General features: G+C 71.5%; 14 protein-coding genes and 1 riboswitch. Of the genes, 5 read left to right on the top strand and 9 right to left on the bottom strand.

Annotated elements, in window-relative coordinates; translation table 11 throughout:
- Nucleotides 1-20 precede the first annotated feature (20 nt).
- Nucleotides 21-151: riboswitch (FMN riboswitch) on the bottom strand.
- Nucleotides 152-235: 84 nt separating this feature from the next.
- On the bottom strand, nt 236-1,042 hold the full coding sequence (locus AB0I67_RS17785; RefSeq protein WP_357924317.1) for an oxygenase MpaB family protein: 807 nt from the start codon (nt 1,040-1,042) through the stop codon (nt 236-238).
- A 273-nt stretch (nt 1,043-1,315) separates the two neighbouring features.
- Here AB0I67_RS17785 and AB0I67_RS17780 point away from each other — a divergent pair, with 273 nt between their 5' ends.
- From AB0I67_RS17780 to AB0I67_RS17760, 5 genes are read left to right on the top strand one after another with little or no spacing between them, the layout of a single operon-like run.
- Entirely contained in the window at nt 1,316-2,266 is a 951-nt protein-coding gene (locus tag AB0I67_RS17780; RefSeq protein ID WP_357924315.1) for an ABC transporter permease, read from the top strand.
- Nucleotides 2,263-4,059, top strand: coding sequence for an ABC transporter substrate-binding protein (locus AB0I67_RS17775; RefSeq protein WP_357924313.1), 1,797 nt, complete (start codon nt 2,263-2,265; stop codon nt 4,057-4,059). Before AB0I67_RS17780 ends, AB0I67_RS17775 begins: the two co-directional genes overlap by 4 nt.
- A gap of 58 nt (nt 4,060-4,117) precedes the next feature.
- Nucleotides 4,118-5,098 (top strand): ABC transporter permease, encoded by a 981-nt coding sequence (locus AB0I67_RS17770; RefSeq protein ID WP_357924311.1) that lies wholly within the window; start codon nt 4,118-4,120, stop codon nt 5,096-5,098.
- Between the two features lie 10 nt (nt 5,099-5,108).
- Nucleotides 5,109-6,101, top strand: a complete 993-nt coding sequence (locus AB0I67_RS17765) for an ABC transporter ATP-binding protein (RefSeq protein WP_357924309.1) — start codon at nt 5,109-5,111, stop codon at nt 6,099-6,101.
- Nucleotides 6,098-7,090: an ABC transporter ATP-binding protein gene (locus AB0I67_RS17760; protein ID WP_357924307.1), complete on the top strand. Its 993-nt coding sequence runs from the start codon at nt 6,098-6,100 to the stop codon at nt 7,088-7,090. Before AB0I67_RS17765 ends, AB0I67_RS17760 begins: the two co-directional genes overlap by 4 nt.
- Here the strand turns inward: AB0I67_RS17760 and AB0I67_RS17755 are convergent.
- From AB0I67_RS17755 to AB0I67_RS17720, 8 genes are all read right to left on the bottom strand, one after another.
- The gene (locus tag AB0I67_RS17755) at nt 7,087-8,394 is read right to left on the bottom strand and encodes a GH1 family beta-glucosidase (protein WP_357924305.1); all 1,308 of its coding nucleotides are present in this window, start codon (nt 8,392-8,394) and stop codon (nt 7,087-7,089) included. The genes AB0I67_RS17760 and AB0I67_RS17755 overlap by 4 nt on opposite strands.
- A 392-nt stretch (nt 8,395-8,786) precedes the next feature.
- The gene (gene rpe, locus AB0I67_RS17750) at nt 8,787-9,449 is read right to left on the bottom strand and encodes a ribulose-phosphate 3-epimerase (RefSeq protein WP_357924303.1); all 663 of its coding nucleotides are present in this window, start codon (nt 9,447-9,449) and stop codon (nt 8,787-8,789) included.
- A 13-nt stretch (nt 9,450-9,462) separates the two neighbouring features.
- Entirely contained in the window at nt 9,463-10,839 is a 1,377-nt protein-coding gene (locus AB0I67_RS17745) for an aminotransferase class V-fold PLP-dependent enzyme (protein WP_357924301.1), read from the bottom strand.
- The gene (locus AB0I67_RS17740; RefSeq protein WP_357924299.1) at nt 10,836-11,048 is read right to left on the bottom strand and encodes a hypothetical protein; all 213 of its coding nucleotides are present in this window, start codon (nt 11,046-11,048) and stop codon (nt 10,836-10,838) included. Before AB0I67_RS17740 ends, AB0I67_RS17745 begins: the two co-directional genes overlap by 4 nt.
- A 63-nt stretch (nt 11,049-11,111) precedes the next feature.
- Nucleotides 11,112-12,719: a transcription antitermination factor NusB gene (locus AB0I67_RS17735; protein ID WP_357924297.1), complete on the bottom strand. Its 1,608-nt coding sequence runs from the start codon at nt 12,717-12,719 to the stop codon at nt 11,112-11,114.
- Nucleotides 12,719-13,648, bottom strand: a complete 930-nt coding sequence (fmt, locus tag AB0I67_RS17730; RefSeq protein WP_357924295.1) for a methionyl-tRNA formyltransferase — start codon at nt 13,646-13,648, stop codon at nt 12,719-12,721. Before fmt ends, AB0I67_RS17735 begins: the two co-directional genes overlap by 1 nt.
- A complete protein-coding gene (gene def, locus AB0I67_RS17725; protein WP_357924293.1) occupies nt 13,645-14,193 on the bottom strand; it encodes a peptide deformylase in 549 nt (182 codons plus the stop codon). The genes fmt and def overlap by 4 nt, the downstream gene beginning before the upstream one ends.
- A gap of 33 nt (nt 14,194-14,226) precedes the next feature.
- Nucleotides 14,227-15,495, bottom strand: a complete 1,269-nt coding sequence (locus AB0I67_RS17720; protein ID WP_357924291.1) for a hypothetical protein — start codon at nt 15,493-15,495, stop codon at nt 14,227-14,229.
- Nucleotides 15,496-15,505: the final 10 nt, after the last annotated feature.

Genomic DNA, 15,505 nt, shown 5'->3' with positions numbered 1-15,505 from the left:
GCCTAGGACAGCCCGGACACCCGCGCGCTTCCTCCCATCCGGACTTTAACCGTCGGTCCCGGAATTCCACCGGGTCAACCGGCCGATGGCATCGGCCGGGTCGCGGACTGTCACCGCCGGTTCGGACTTTCACCGACCCCGGAGCACGCTAGCTCTGTTCTTCCTACCAGTGTGCCACGCCGCGAAAGCCGGTCGTGACCACCCTGCCCATTGTTGCTACCAAGCGGTAACTTGGTCAAGCGGCGGTGAGCCGGCGGGCCCGGCGGGCGTCGGGGCTGTAGCGCATCTGGGCGGGCACGAGATGCAGCCCCGCGTGCAGCGTGCGCAGGGTGGCGCTCGCCCACAGGTCGCCGACCGGGGTGGCGGGCAGGCCGTACCGGCGGCGGGCCCAGCGCGGCAGGGTGGCGAAGGCGAGCACGGTCACCGCGGGCAGCAGGGGGCGCAGCGGCGTCAACCGGAGGGGGAGCGGCGCGCTGAGCGCCAGGCGCAGCGGATGCTCGGCCTCGGGGACCAGGCGCAGGCCGGGCCGGTAGGCGTCGATGCAGGCCCGGAGCTCGGCCACGCTGGCCGGCACCGAGCCGGGATCGAGGCCGACGACCTCGGCGGCGGCCTGCCACTCCAGCACGAAGCGGTCGGCCTCGGCGTCGGTGAGCCGGACGCCGGCCCGGCGGGCGACCGACAGGTAGGAGTCGACCTCGCCGACGTGCACCCAGCGCAGCGCCTCGGGCTCGTCCAGGCGGTGGGTGCGGCCGGTGTCGGGGTCGGTGAAGGTGAGCGTCGCGTGGATCCGGCGCACCCGGCGGCCGGCCTCCTCGACCTCGGCCCGCGTGCCGTACGTGCGGACGCGGACGAACTCGGTGGTGCGCACGAAGCGCGACCAGGCCTCCCGTGGGTCCATGAAGGAGGAGTTCTGCAGGACGCCGCGCATGGCCAGGGGGTGCAGGCCCTGCATGAGCAGGGCGCGGAAGCCGCCGACGACCAGGATCGGCTCCCCCATCACCCGCCAGGTGATCGATCCCGGGCCGAACAGACCGTGGTCCACGAGGAGGGTCTACCCCGTCCCGCGCCAGATCACACTACGATCCGCGTAGCGTCACAGAACGCGGACGTTGCCTTGGGCAGGTAATGGGTGTGTCACGAATCCGTGAAACACAAAACCCGACTCCCGCACATCCTGATTCATCGGCATTCCCGGGTCAACGCCGCGCGCAGAACATTTCGATCCACCTTCTACAACGAAAATTCGGCGCTATTGTCAGCGGTCGGCGCCGAATGCCATCGTGCGATGCATTCCCCTTTTCCCGCAGGGAGCTCGATGGCTACCGTTCCCCTGGCCGGACGCTCACCCGGCCAGATCGCCTGGCGCCGCTTCAAACGCAACAAGGTCGGCGTCGCCTGCTCATTAGTGGTCGCGTGCTATTTCCTGATCGCCGCCGGAGCGCCGCTGATTTCGTGGCTCTACGGCAAGAACGCCGAGGAACGCTACGGCTACAAACTGCTCGACGCGAGCGGATATCCGCCGCCGCCGACCGGCGGAATGAGCGCGGAATTCTGGCTCGGGATCGAACCGGGGCTCGGCCGTGACGTGTTCATGCAACTCGTGTTCGGCATCCGGACCTCGCTGACGATCGCGCTGATCGCGACGCTGGGCGTGATGCTCATGGGCATCACCCTGGGCATCACGGCCGGCTACGTCGGCGGCAGGACCGACTACTGGATCAGCCGGGTGATCGACGTGCTGCTCGCCTTCCCGGGGCAGCTCTTCCTCATCGCGCTGGTGCCGGTGGTGGACGCGATGCTGGTGGATCCGGAGGAGGCCACGCCCAACTCGCTCCGCTTCACCACCCTGTGCATCGTGCTGATCGCGCTGGGCTGGATGGGATCGGCCCGCATCCTGCGCTCGCAGGTGCTCTCGATGCGCGAGCGGGAGTTCGTGGAGGCCGCGAAGGTGAGCGGGGCCTCACCGAGGCGGATCATCTTCCGCGAGATCATGCCCAACCTGTGGTCGCCGATCATCGTGCTGGCCACGGGCATCCTGCCGGCGCTGGTCGGGGTGGAGGCCGGGCTCGGCTTCCTCGGCGTCGGCCTGGGCCCGGACGTGCCCGACTGGGGGCGCATGTTCCAGGAGGGCGTGCAGTACTACCACCTGGACTTCCCGTACCTGCTGTGGCCGGGACTCGCCATGGTGATCTTCATCATCTCCTTCAACCTCATGGGCGACGCCGTCCGCGACGCTCTCGACCCGAAATCCGGAAGGACATCATGACGGTGAATCGACGAGCCCTGGCGGTGCTCGCCGCCGGCGCGTTAGTGCTGACGGGCTGTGCCAAGGGAGGTGCGGGCGGGTCCGCACCGGGGCAGGCCTCGCAGTCCCCCTCCGTGGCGATGCCGACGCAGGCCGGCGAGTCCAAGCAGGCGAAGGTCAAGGCCGGCACCCCCCAGGACTCGCAGGGACCGGCCATCGAGGTGCCAGGGAGCAAGAAGGGCGGCACGGTGCGGGTGATCGCCTCCAGCGACTTCTCCCACCTCGACCCGGGCCAGATCTACGTCTCCAACAACGCCCAGGCCAGCGAGCTGATCAACCGCGGCCTGATGGGCTACAAGCAGCTCCGCAACGGCGACGTGCTGGTCGTCGGCGACCTGTCGGCCGACACCGGCACGACCACCGACGGCGGCAAGACCTGGACCTTCAAGCTAAAGGACGGCGTCAAGTGGGAGGACGGCGAGCCCGTCACCTCCGAGGACGTCAAGTGGAGCTTCGAGCGCCTCTACGACCCGATCATCAACCAGGGCCCGACCTACGTGCAGCAGTGGCTGGTCGACGGCGACTACCGCAAGACCTATCCGGGCGCCTACAGCGGCAAGCGGCTGGACACCATCGAGACGCCCGACGCCAAGACCGTCGTCTTCAACCTGAAGAGCGCCCACCCCGACTTCAACATGGCGCTGGCCATGTCGGGCTACGGCATCGTGCCCAAGAAGCACACCATGGACAAGTCCAAGCAGAAGGACTACGACAAGAAGCCGGTCGCCTCCGGCCCCTACCGGGTCGTCTCGCACATCGGTGACAAGTCGATGGACCTGGAGCGCAACCCGCACTGGGACCCGGCCACCGACCCGATCCGCAACGCCTACCCCGACAAGTGGCGCTTCGAGTTCGGGGTGACCGCCCAGCAGTCCACCGACCGGCTCATCGCCGACAGCGGCGACGACCAGACCACGATCAGCATTAACGGCCTGGGCTCGGAGCGCATCCCCGAGGTGGTCGCCGACGGCGAGCTGATGAAGCGCTCGATCTCCGGCTACACCCCGTTCACCGACTACTGGGTGATCAACACCTCCCGGGTGAAGAACCCGAAGGTCCGCGAGGCGCTGATCAAGGCCTGGCCGATCGAGGCCATCCACAAGCTCAGCGGCGGCGACGCCGGCTGGGGCCACCGCGCCTCCACCATGATGAGCCCGACGGTGCCCGGCTTCCGCAAGTTCGACGTCTGGGGCCAGCTCGACAACCCCGAGGGCGACATCGAGGCGGCCAAGAAGCTGCTGGCGGAGTCCGGCGAGCCCAACCCGACCATCGTGTACGCCTACGGCTCCACGCCGTTGCCCGGCAAGGTCGCGCTGCTGGTGCAGGAGGCGCTGACCAAGGCGGGCTTCAAGTACGTCGGCAAGAAGATCGACAGCGGCACCTGGTACGACTCCGTCGGCCAGCTCGACAACGGCTTCGACGTCTTCCGCTCCGGCTGGGCGGCCGACTGGGCCGACGGCTCCACGGTGATGGCGCCGCTGTTCGACGGCCGGCTCATCGCCGAGGGCTCGACGAACTACTCGCAGTTCAACGACCCGGCGGTCAACTCCGCGATCGACGAGGCCAACAAGCTCACCGACCCGGAGGCCCGCGGCGAGGCCTGGTCCAAGATCGACGAGCAGGTGATCAAGCAGGCCGCGGTCATCCCCGGCTTCTACCTCACCTACCTCGACCTTCGCGGCTCCAAGGTCTGGGCGGAGATGGACAACTGGTGGGGCTCCACCAACCTGAAGACCGCCTTCGTCGCCGAGTGACCTGACAGGCCGGTCCCGGGGCCGCGTGCCCCGGGACCTCCCTTACCGGAGCGCCTTCGTGATCCGTTTCCTCATCCGCCGGCTGATCAGCGCGGCCGTGATCGTCACGGTCGTCACCGCCGTGGTCTTCCAGCTCTTCTACGCCCTGCCCCGCGACCCGGCCCGCGCCTTCTGCGGCCGGCTCTGCCTGCCGGAGAACCTGGCCATCCTGCGCCACCAGATGGGCATGGACCTGCCGGTCTGGCAGCAGTTCCTGGTCTGGATCCAGGGCATCTTCGCCGGGCGCGACATCCCGGACATCGGGCGCTGCGAGGCGCCGTGCTTCGGCTACTCCTTCGCCAAGGGGGAGTTCATCCGGGAGACCATCGTCGACCGGCTGCCGGTGACCGTCTCGCTGACCGCCGGCGCGATCATCATCATCCTGACCGTCGGCGTGGGCGCGGGCATGCTGGCCGCCGCGCGCCGGGGCACCTGGCTCGACTCGGTGGCCACCTCCACCTCCAACGTCGGCGGCGCGATGCAGATCTTCTTCGTCGGCCCGCTGCTGGTCTACGTGCTCTCCGACACCCTGGGCATCCTGCCCCGGCCCACCTACACCGACATCACCGCCAGTCCCGGCAAGTGGTTCGTCGGGCTGCTCATCCCCTGGCTCGCGCTGTCCATCATCTTCTACGCCAACTACACCCGGCTGACCCGGTCCATGCTGCTGGAGCAGCTCGGCGAGGACTACGTCCGTACGGCACGCGCCAAGGGCCTGTCCAGGCGCGCGAGCTTCTTCCGCTTCGCCTGGCGCGGGGCGATGATCCCGATCGTCACGCAGGTCGGCATCGACCTCGGCGTCCTGCTCACCGGCGCGGTCATCACCGAGTCCACCTTCGGCTTCCACGGCCTCGGCGAGCTGACCGTCCAGGCCTTCGTCAACACCGACCTGCCGATGCTGCTCGGCGTCACCGTCATCGGCGCCGGCGCGATCGTGCTGGCCAACCTGGTGGTCGACGCCCTCTACGCCGTGATCGACCCCCGCGTACGGCTGGCGTGAAAGGACCTTCATGAGCTTCCTGTCGGTCTGCGACCTGCACGTGCGCTTCGCCACCGAGGACGGTGTGGTGCACGCGGTCAACGGCCTGTCCTTCGACCTGGAGCGAGGCCGCACCCTCGGCATCGTCGGCGAGTCCGGGTCGGGCAAGTCCGTCACCAGCCTGGCCGTCCTCGGCCTGCACGACCCCCGCTACACCACCCTGTCCGGCCAGATCTGGCTGGAGGACGAGGACCTGCTGACCCTGCCCGAGCCGCGGATGGAACGCATCCGCGGCCGGCGCGTGGCCATGGTGTTCCAGGACTCGCTCAGCTCGCTGTCGCCCTTCCACACCATCGGGCGGCAGATCGGCGAGTCGTTCGTCAAGCACACCGGCGCCTCCAAGCGCGAGGCGCGCGAACGGGCGATCGACCTGCTGCAGCGGGTCGGCATCCCGCGGCCCGAGCTGCGGGTGAACGCCTACCCGCACGAGTTCTCCGGCGGCATGCGCCAGCGCGCGATGATCGCGATGGCGCTGGTCTGCGACCCGGCCCTGCTCATCGCCGACGAGCCCACCACCGCGCTCGACGTGACCGTCCAGGCCCAGATCCTCGACCTGCTCAAGGACATCCAGCAGCAGTACGGCACGGCCATCATCCTCATCACGCACGACCTGGGCGTGGTCGCCTCCACCGCCGACGACGTGCTGGTCATGTACGCCGGCCGGGCGGTCGAGCGCGGCACCACCCGGGAGGTGCTCGGCTCGCCGCGCCACCCCTACACCTGGGGGCTGCTCAACTCGCTGCCCCGGCTGCACTCGCCGCTGGAGGAGCCGCTGCAGCCGGTGCGCGGGACGCCGCCGAGCCTGGCCGACGTGCCGGAGGGATGCGCCTTCCACCCGCGGTGCGACTTCGTGTCGCTGGCCGTACCGGGGATGTGTGCCGGGGAGCGGCCGGAGCTGTCGCCGCACCGGGGGCACGCCGACGCCTGTTACCTGACCCTGACCCAGAAGGCGGCACTGCGATGATCACCCTGCAGGGCGTGACCAAACACTTCCCGCTGCGCCGGGGGCTGGCCGTACGGGCCGTGGACGGGGTGGACCTGAGCGTGGGCGCGGGCGAGACGCTGGGGCTGGTCGGCGAGTCGGGCTGCGGCAAGTCGACCACCGGGCGGCTGGCGGCGCGGCTGCTGGAGCCGACCGCGGGCCGCATCCTGTACGAGGGCCAGGACATCACGCACGCCTCCCGGCGGGCGCTGAAGCCGGTCCGCGCGCAGATCCAGATGATCTTCCAGGACCCGTACTCGTCGCTGAACCCCCGGCACACCGTCGGCGCGATCATCCGCGGGCCGATGGAGGTCAACGGGCTCAAGCCGACCGACGACCGGATCCGCGAGCTCCTGGACATCGTGGGGCTCAACCCGGAGCACATCAACCGCTTCCCGCACGAGTTCTCCGGCGGCCAGCGCCAGCGCATCGGCGTGGCGCGGGCGCTGGCACTCGAACCGCGGCTGATCATCGCCGACGAGCCGGTCTCGGCGCTGGACGTCTCCATCCAGGCTCAGGTCCTGAACCTGCTCCAGCGGCTCCAGCGTGACCTGGGCATCGCCTTCCTGTTCATCGCGCACGACCTGGCGGTGGTGCGGCACTTCTCCCAGCGGGTGGCGGTCATGTACCTCGGCAAGATCGTCGAGATCGGCGACCGCGTGTCGCTGTACGAACGGCCGCGCCACCCCTACACGCACGCGCTGCTGTCGGCCGTGCCGGACGCCGACGTGGACGCGCCGCCGCGCGAGCGCATCCGGCTGGCCGGCGACGTGCCCTCCCCGGTGGATCCGCCCTCCGGCTGCCGCTTCCGCACCCGGTGCTGGAAGGCGAAGGAGCGGTGCGCCACCGAGGAGCCGCCGCTGGTGCGCACGCCCGGCAACGACGACGGCCACCTGACCGCCTGCCACTTCCCCGAGGCGCCGACCGTGCACGGGCGGGACGTGGTGCTCGACCCCGCCCTGCGGCACTAGCCGCGCCGGGCGGCGATGTAGTCGCGGTACCAGGCGAAGGAGGCGCGCGGCGTGCGGACCTGCGTCTCGTGGTCGACGTGGACCAGGCCGAAGCGCTGGTGGTAGCCCTGGGCCCACTCGAAGTTGTCCATGAGCGTCCAGGTGTAGTACCCGCGCACGTCCACGCCCTCCTCGACGGCCCTCGCCACGGCGGCGAGATGGCCGTCGAGGAAGGCGATGCGCTCCTGGTCGTCCAGGCCCTCGGCCGTGGAGCAGCCGTTCTCGGTGATGTAGACCGGCGGCAGGTTCGGATAGCGGGCCTTCAGGCCGGTCAGCAGCTCGCGCAGACCGTTTGGGACGACCGGCCAGCCGAAGGCGGTGCGCGGCACGCCCTCGATCGGCCGCTCCTCGAAGGGCAGGAAACCGGGCTCGGCGGGGGCGGCGATCAGGGTGGGGTTGTAGTAGTTGATCCCGATCGCGTCGAGCGGGGTGGCGATGATCTCCATGTCGCCGTCGCGCACCACCCCCTCCGTCGAGCCGTAGGCGCTCAGGTCGGGGTAGGCGCCCAGCAGGATCGGGTCGGTGAACAGCCGGTTGTGCAGGATGTCGTACTGGCGCGCGGCCTCCTGGTCGGCGGCCTCGCTGGAGAAGGCCCGCACCGGGGTGCAGTTGTTGGAGATCATCACCTCGGCCGCGCCGTGCTCCCGCAGCGCCCGTACGGCGAGGCCGTGCCCGAGGAGCTGGTGGTGGGCGACCGGGAGGCAGTCGAACAGCAGCGTCCGGCCCGGAGCGTGCTCGCCGGTGCCGTAGCCCCAGGCCATGTGGATGAACGGCTCGTTCAGCGTGATCCACCGCCGGACCCGGTCGCCCAGCGCCTCGCCGACGATCGCCGCGTACTCCGCGAAGCGCAGCGCGGTGTCGCGGGCCATCCAGCCGCCCTCGTCCTCCAGCGCCTGCGGCAGGTCCCAGTGGAACAACGTCGGGGTGGGGGCGATCCCGTGCTCCAGCAGCTCGTCCACCAGCCGGTCGTAGAACGCCAGCCCCTTGGGGTTGGGCGTCCCCTTGCCCTCCGGCTGCACCCGGGGCCACGCGATCGAGAACCGGTACCCGGTCAGCCCCAGCTCCGCCATCAGCGCCACGTCTTCACGGTGCCGGTGGTAGTGGTCGCACGCCTGCTCCGCGGTGTGCCCGTCACGGACGGTCCCCTCGCGGGCGGTGAACGTGTCCCAGACGGACTGGCCGCGGCCGTCTTCCTTGGTGGCGCCCTCGATCTGGAAGGCAGCGGTGGACACGCCCCACACGAACGACGGGGGGAACTGCGACATCGACGCCTCCTTTGGGGGCAACGTGAGCGCTTCTCATGTTAAGCCTTCAAGTTGTTCCCCGGATAGGCCCCACCCGCCACACAGGATCATGCCCGCCTTCACAACTTCCCACCGCATAGAAGACCGGGACCAAGCGGGCGCGAGTCGGAAGCACAGGAGCGAGCACGGACGGACCCGGGGGCGAGCGGACGCCCGGAGTCCGGCGAGCGCGGGCGAACCGCGGCCGGGCGGCCGAGCTCCGGCGGGCGGACGAACTGGAGCGGGCGGACTCGAGCGGGCCGGAGGAAGGGGAGCCGAGACGGCTCCCACGAAACCCCAGCCCACCCCACCCACCTATGCGGCGAGCACCCCCGCAGAGGCACATGCCCCTGCACAGCCGCCAACCCCACCGACTACCTGGAAACCCCCCCAGCAAGCCCCCGAAGATGGTCAATGGCCGCCCCCGGATCCTCAGCCCCATAAACCGCATTCCCCGCCACGAACACATCCGCCCCCGCAGCAGCACAACGCTCGATGGTCTCCCCAGAAACCCCACCATCCACCTGAAGCCAAACCTCCCCCCCATGCCGAGAGATCAGCTCCCGAGCCGCCCGAACCTTCGGCAACACCAGGTCCAAAAACCGCTGCCCCCCGAACCCGGGCTCCACGGTCATGATCAACAACATGTCGATCTCCCCCAGCAACCCCGCATACGGCTCCACAGCCGTCCCCGGATTGAGCGCGAACCCAGCCCGAGCCCCCAGCGACCGGATCTGCCGTAGGGTCCGGACCGGCGCCTTGGCGGCCTCGGCGTGGATGGTGACGCTCCCGGCCCCCGCCTCGGCGTAGGCCGGGGCCCACCGGTCGGGGTCCTCGATCATGAGGTGGCAGTCGAGCGGCGTGCTGGTCGCCTTGCGCAGGGCTTCGACGACCGGCAGGCCGAGGGTGAGGTTGGGGACGAAGTGGTTGTCCATGACATCCACGTGCAGCCAGTCGGCATTGGGCACGCGGGCGGCCTCGTCGGCGAGCCGGGCGAAGTCGGCGGACAGGATGCTGGGCGAGATCTGAACGGCCATGATGCCCCAGAGTCTAGATCCCGGCCGCCAGCTCCTCGACGCGGGCATGCAGGTGTTCCACGGCGTGTTCGGACTCGGGCTTCATCAGCACGCTCCGCAGCACCCGCCCGCCGGGCGCATCGGCATGCACACCGGGATGGCGGGCGACCAGGGCCGGAGCGGCGACCTGGAAGGTGCTGAGGTAAACGGCCCGGGCCGGGTCGTCCGTCATGCCGCGTTCCATCATCTCCGCCGACTTCCGGTCGATCTCCGAAAGCGACGGCAGGTTCGGGAAGTAGGCCACGATGTCGAGCTCAGGCCGCTGGTACAGCCCCACCACCGGCGACTTCTCCAGCAGCCCCGCCCACGCCAGCGCCGCCCGCCGTCCCGCCGCGAGCACCTCTCCCAGCCCCTGCCGGGTCGGCGGCAGCAGCTCGAAGGTGAACCACAGCGCCGCCGCCGCGGCCCCCGCCCGCGAGCACTCCAGGCTGATCTCCCCCAGGTGCAGCTCGTCGCTGGTGAAATAGGTGTACGGCGAGTCGTGCACGTAGAAGCGGCCCACCGCCGGGTCGCGGAAGAGCACCGCGCCGCACCCGTACGGCTGGAGCCCGTGCTTGTGCGGATCGACCACCACGGAGTCGCACTCGGCTATCGCCCGCCACGGCGCCGGGTCGAGCTCCTGCCCGGCCAGCAGCGTGAAGAAGCCGCCGTAGGCGGCGTCCACGTGGATGCGCGTGCCGTACCGGCGGCAGATCCCCAGCGCCTCGTGGATCGGGTCGACGGCGCCGAGCCCGGTGGTTCCGGCGGTGAGCACGACCGTGCCGATCCGGCCGGTGCGCAGCAGGTCCTCCAGCGCGTCCAGGTCGATGCGCCCGCGCTGGTCAGCCGGTACGGCGTGGCCCTCGACGCCGAGGACGCGGCACATCCGGGCGTGGGTGTAGTGCGCCTCGGCGCTGTAGGCGATGCCCTGGCCGGGGTGCAGCTCGCGGGCGACGAACAGCGCCTCCAGGTTGGCGATCGTGCCGCTGCTGGTCAGGTGGCCCAGGTGCGTGCCGTACCCGAACATGTCCGCCAGCCGGGCGACCGCCTCCCGCTCCATGTGCGCCGTCGGCGGCCCGCCGTCGAGGGCGTGGTTGTTGGGATTGATCAGCATCGCCGTGACGTAGCCCAGGATGGCGGCCGGGTGTGGGGGCTTCAGCATCTGTCCGGCGTAGCGGGGGTGGAAGAAGGGATAGTTCCCGCTCAGCCGCTCCACCAGCCGCTCGAACGCCGACTCGAGTTCCCCGCCGCCGACGGCCAGCGCCGGATGCCGGACATAGCCGCCGAACCGCTCCTCCCACGCCCCGACCGCCCTTACCGCCCGCCCGAGCCACTCCCCCAGCCACTCACCAGCTCCACCCACCCCCGTCATCCGGGCACCACTTCCAGGACACGCGGCACCCGAACCTGCCGCCCGCGCACCACCGGCGGCCGACCGCGGGCGGCCGAGACGGGGGTGGCCGGCGGGGTGGGCGGGGCGGTGGAGCCGAGCCAGCGGGTGTGGGGTGGGCCGAGGTCAGGCCCGGGGTCCTCGACGGTGATGTCCACGAGCACCTCGTCTTCGCTGTCGTGGTTGATCACCCACAGCTTGACCGCTCGCCCGTGGCCCGTCCAGCACCAGGCCGGACGGGCCGCTCACCCGCCTCAGCCGCGCTTGCGCAGCAGAGCCAGGAACATCGCGTCCGTCCCGTGCCGGTGCGGCCAGAACTGCGCGTGCGGACCCTCCCCGAGACCGGACATCTCAGGCAGATACTCTCGTGCGTCGAGCTGCTCCAGCTCGGGGTGGTTCTTCAGCGCGTCGGCCACGATCACCTGGGTCTCGGCCAGGTGGGGCGAGCACGTCACGTACGCCAGCACACCACCGGGGCGCAGGGCCTCGACCGCGGTGTCCACCAGGCTGCGCTGCAACTTGGTGAGGTCCGGCACGCTGCGGGCATCCCGCCGCCACCGCGCCTCCGGCCTCCGCCGCAACGCGCCCAGGCCGGTGCAGGGGGCGTCCAGCATGATCCGGTCGAACGCCTCAGCCCGCCACGCGGGCCGCGTCCCGTCCGCCGTGATCACCGCGGCCTCCCGGGTGGTCTCCCACACCAGACGGGCCCGGTGCACCTGCACGTCCGCCGCCAGCAGATGCGCCCCACCAGGGAAGGCGAACGTACGGCCAGCAACCCCCGGCCCTGCCTCAGCCCGGGCCCCACCATCCCGGCCAACCACGTCAGCCGACTCCCCCGCACCGACCGAGCCCTCAGAGGAGCCCGAGGCGGTCTGGGCGGCCAAGCCGGCTTCGTCGCCATAGGCGGCGATGCCGTCGAGGAGGCCGGCCTTGCCGCCTGGGCCGGCGCACATGTCCAGCCAGAACTCGTCCCGGCCCTCGATCGGCACGCGGGTGAGGGCGAGGGCGACGAGCTGGCTGGCCTCGTCCTGGACGGCGGCGCGGTAGTCGGCCACCGGCCGGATCTTGCCTGGGTCGCCCTCGGGCAGGTACGCGCCGTAGGGCGAGAAGCGGGCCGGCTCGGCCCCCCACTCCTGCAGCTCGGCCACGTCGCTGCGGCCCGGGCGGGCGACCAGGGTCACCACGGGGCGGGCGTTGTCGGCCGCCAGGAGGTCGGGCAGCTCGGCCCGGCCGAGGGCGTCGGCGAAGGCGCCGACGATCCAGCGGGGGTGGCTGTGCGCGACCGCCAGGTGGCCGAGGGGGTCCTGGTCGGCGGGCGGGGCGGCGATGGCGATCCACTCCTCGGCGGTCCGCCCGGAGATCTTGCGGAGCACCGCGTTGGCGAACTTCGCCGGGCCGGGGCCGATGCGGAGCCGTACGAGGTCGACGGTGGTGCCGACGGCCGCGTGCGGCGGGACGCGCATGCGCAGGAGCTGGTGCGCGCCCAGCCGGAGCGCGTCGAGCACCTCCGGGTCGGGGCGGCGGTCGACGCACAGGTCGATGATCGCGTCGTAGGTGCCGAGGCCGCGCAGGGTGCCGTAGGCCAGCTCGGTGGCGAGGGCGGCGTCCCGGCCGCCCAGCCCGCGCTCGCGCAGCAACCGTGGCATCAGCAGGTTCGCGTAGGCGTCGCGCTCGTCGACGGCCCGGAGCAGGTCGTAGGCCGCCTGCCGCGCCTCGTCCTTGACCGGCCGCCCCGGCCCCCGCCCCGAGCCACGCCCAGCACCGCTAGACGCCCGCCCGGACCCACCCGAACCGCCCGCACTACGACCCGTGCCGCCCGAGCGGCGGTCGCCAGAACCCCCCTGGTGTCCCCCCTCGCGCATCAGACGAGCCGATCCTCAGCCGTGAGGCGCACGCCGCGCGCCCAGTCCACCGCGCTCATCAGCCGCTTGCCCTGCGGCTGCACCTCACCCAGCTCGACCGGGTGGGTGGCGGTGCCGACGAGGACGGCGGTCTTGGACGCCGACACCTCACCAGGCGCCAGCGGACCACCCTCCGGCGCAAGCCGTACCGGCCCCAGCTTGACCCGCTGCCCACGGAACTCGGTCCAGGGCCCGGGCGCCGGGGTGCAGGCGCGCACGAGGCGGTCGACCCGCATGGCGGGCGCGCTCCAGTCGACCCGCGCGTCGTCCACGGTGAGCTTGGCCGCGTAGGAGACGCCGTCGAGCGGCTGCGGGCGGGCCTCCAGCGCGCCGTCCTCGACCCCGTCGAGGGTGGCGGCGAGCAGCCCGGCCCCCGACTGCGCCAGCCGCTCCAGCAGAGCCCCGCTGGTGTCGTCGGGCCGGACGGCCTCGGTGAGCACGCCGTAGACCGGCCCGGCGTCGAGCTCCTTGACGATCTGGAAGGTGCACGCCCCGGTGATCTCGTCCCCGTGCAGGATGGAGTGCTGCACGGGAGCGGCCCCCCGCCACGCCGGCAGGAGGGAGAAGTGCAGGTTGATCCACCCGAAGCGGGGGATGTCGAGCGCCGACTGCGGCAGCAGCGCGCCGTAGGCGACGACCGGGCAGCAGTCGGGGGCCAGCTCGGTCAGCCTGGCGAGGAACTCGGGGTCGCCCGCCTTGGCCGGCCGCAGCACCTCGATCCCGGCCTCCTCGGCGAGCTGGGCCACCGGCGAGGGGTGGACCTTGCGCCCGCGGCCTGACTGGGCGTCGGGCCGGGTGACGACGGCGACGACCTCGTGCCGGGGCGAGTCGAGCAGGGCACGCAGCGAGGGCAGCGCCGTCTCGGGCGTGCCGGCGAAGACGAGTCTCACAGGGCCTTCCCGCCGGTCGCGTGCGGCGAGAAGCGGACGGTGGGCGCCTGGAGCCCGGACCACTCCGCCTCGCGGATCGCCTTCATGGCCAGCTTGCGCTGCTTGATGTCCATGCGGTCGATGAACAGGATGCCGTCGAGGTGGTCGGTCTCGTGCTGGAAGCAGCGCGCCATCAGGTCGGTGCCCTCCAGCACGACCGGCTCGCCGTACATGTCGAAGCCCTTGGCCACCGCGCGCACGGCGCGCGGGGTGGGGTAGCTCAGGCCGGGGAAGGACAGGCAGCCCTCCTCGCCCTCCTCGTCGAGCTCGCTCGACAGGTCGAGGTCGGGGTTGATCAGGTGGCCGAGCTGGTCGTCGACGTAGTAGGTGAACACCCGCAGGCCGACGCCGATCTGCGGGGCGGCCAGGCCGGCGCCCGGCGCGTCCATCATCGTGTCGGTGAGGTCCTTGACCAGCTTGCGCAGCTCCTTGTCGAAGTCGACCACGGGTGCCGCGGGCGTTCGCAACACCGGGTCGCCGAACAACCTGATCGCCTGGATCGCCAAGGTGAACCTCTCCGTCGTGCGTTAGGGGATGTCCTACAGATTACGCGCCGCGAGCGATCTGGCCTTCATCGCCGCCTTGCGCGCCGCCTTGGCGACCGTGGCGTCGTCGTGGTGGGCGGCGAGCAGCTCAAGGACCGCGACGGTGTCGGGGTGGTCAACCTGCTGCATCTGCCCGACCAGGCCGTTGAGGTCCTCGTCGAGGCTGGGCAGGGTGCCGGGCGCGTCGGAGAGGTAGAGCAGCGCGGCGAGGGTGTCCACGGCGATCCAGGCGTGGTCGGCCGGGGTGAGCGGGGGCGCGTCGAGGTCGCGGATGTGCAGCCAGGAGGCGGCGTAGCGCCACAGCAGCGGCTCGCTCAGCGCCGCGCGCAGGGCGGGCTCGGCGACCGGGCCGAGCTCGTCGAGGACGGTGCCGCAGGCGCCGCGCTCGCCCGCGTTGCCGGCGGCGGCGATCCTGGTCAGCGCCCACGCCGCCTCGACCGGGTGGTGGCGTTCCAGCCAGGTGCCGACCGCGCTCGGCGTGACGCCGCCGGCGACCATGGCGGCGACCAGTTCGGCGGCGTCGAGCTCGGCGAAGACCTCGACCTGGGCGGCGCTGGGCGCGTCGTGGCCCTCGCGGCGCAGGTCCTGGCGGATGGCCCAGACGCCGAGCGGGGTCAGCCGCACGCCGCCGTGCGCGGTGCGTTCGACCAGGCCGCAGTAGGCGAGCAGTTCCAGCGCGGCTTCGAGCTCGGTCAGGATCGGGCCGCCGGTGTGCGGGCCGCAGGCGACCTCGTGCGACTGCAGGATGCCCTTGGCGAGGGTGGCGGCCGAGACGCCGGAGCGTACGGAGTAGACGGTGGCCAGCGTCTCGGCGAGGTGCTCGTCGAGCACCGCCGAGCCGGTCAGGCCCTCGGCGTCGGCGCGGTCGAGGACGTCCATGACCACGCCGTCCCAGAACTCCAGCGTGGACTCCACGCCGCGCTCGAAGGTGAAGGGCCCGGGCTCGGCGCGCTCCCGCGTGATGCGCAGCAGGCCGCCGTTGACCGCGACGATCCACAGCAGGCGCAGCCGCTCGGGGCGCAGCCCCAGCTCGGCCACCGCCGCCGCGGCGTCGGCGGGCTCCAGCATCGCCTGCGCGTCGACCGCCCGCGAGCCGGTCCAGGCGGCCAGCGCGACCGCGTCGGCCACCAGCGGCACCGTGGGGACCCGGGCGGCCAGCTCGGCGTCGGCGGCCAGCGCCACCGGGGGGAAGCTCAGCCGTTCGCAGGCCGGGCAGCCGCAGGACTGCCCGGGGGGTCTCAGATCGATGACGTTGTTTGCCACTCAGGAAACT

Source organism: Nonomuraea sp. NPDC050310 (genome assembly GCF_040655795.1).
Classification (GTDB): Bacteria; Actinomycetota; Actinomycetes; order Streptosporangiales; family Streptosporangiaceae; genus Nonomuraea.
Note: the sequence above shows the minus strand (reverse complement) of the source record. Positions and strands in the feature narration are given on the sequence as shown.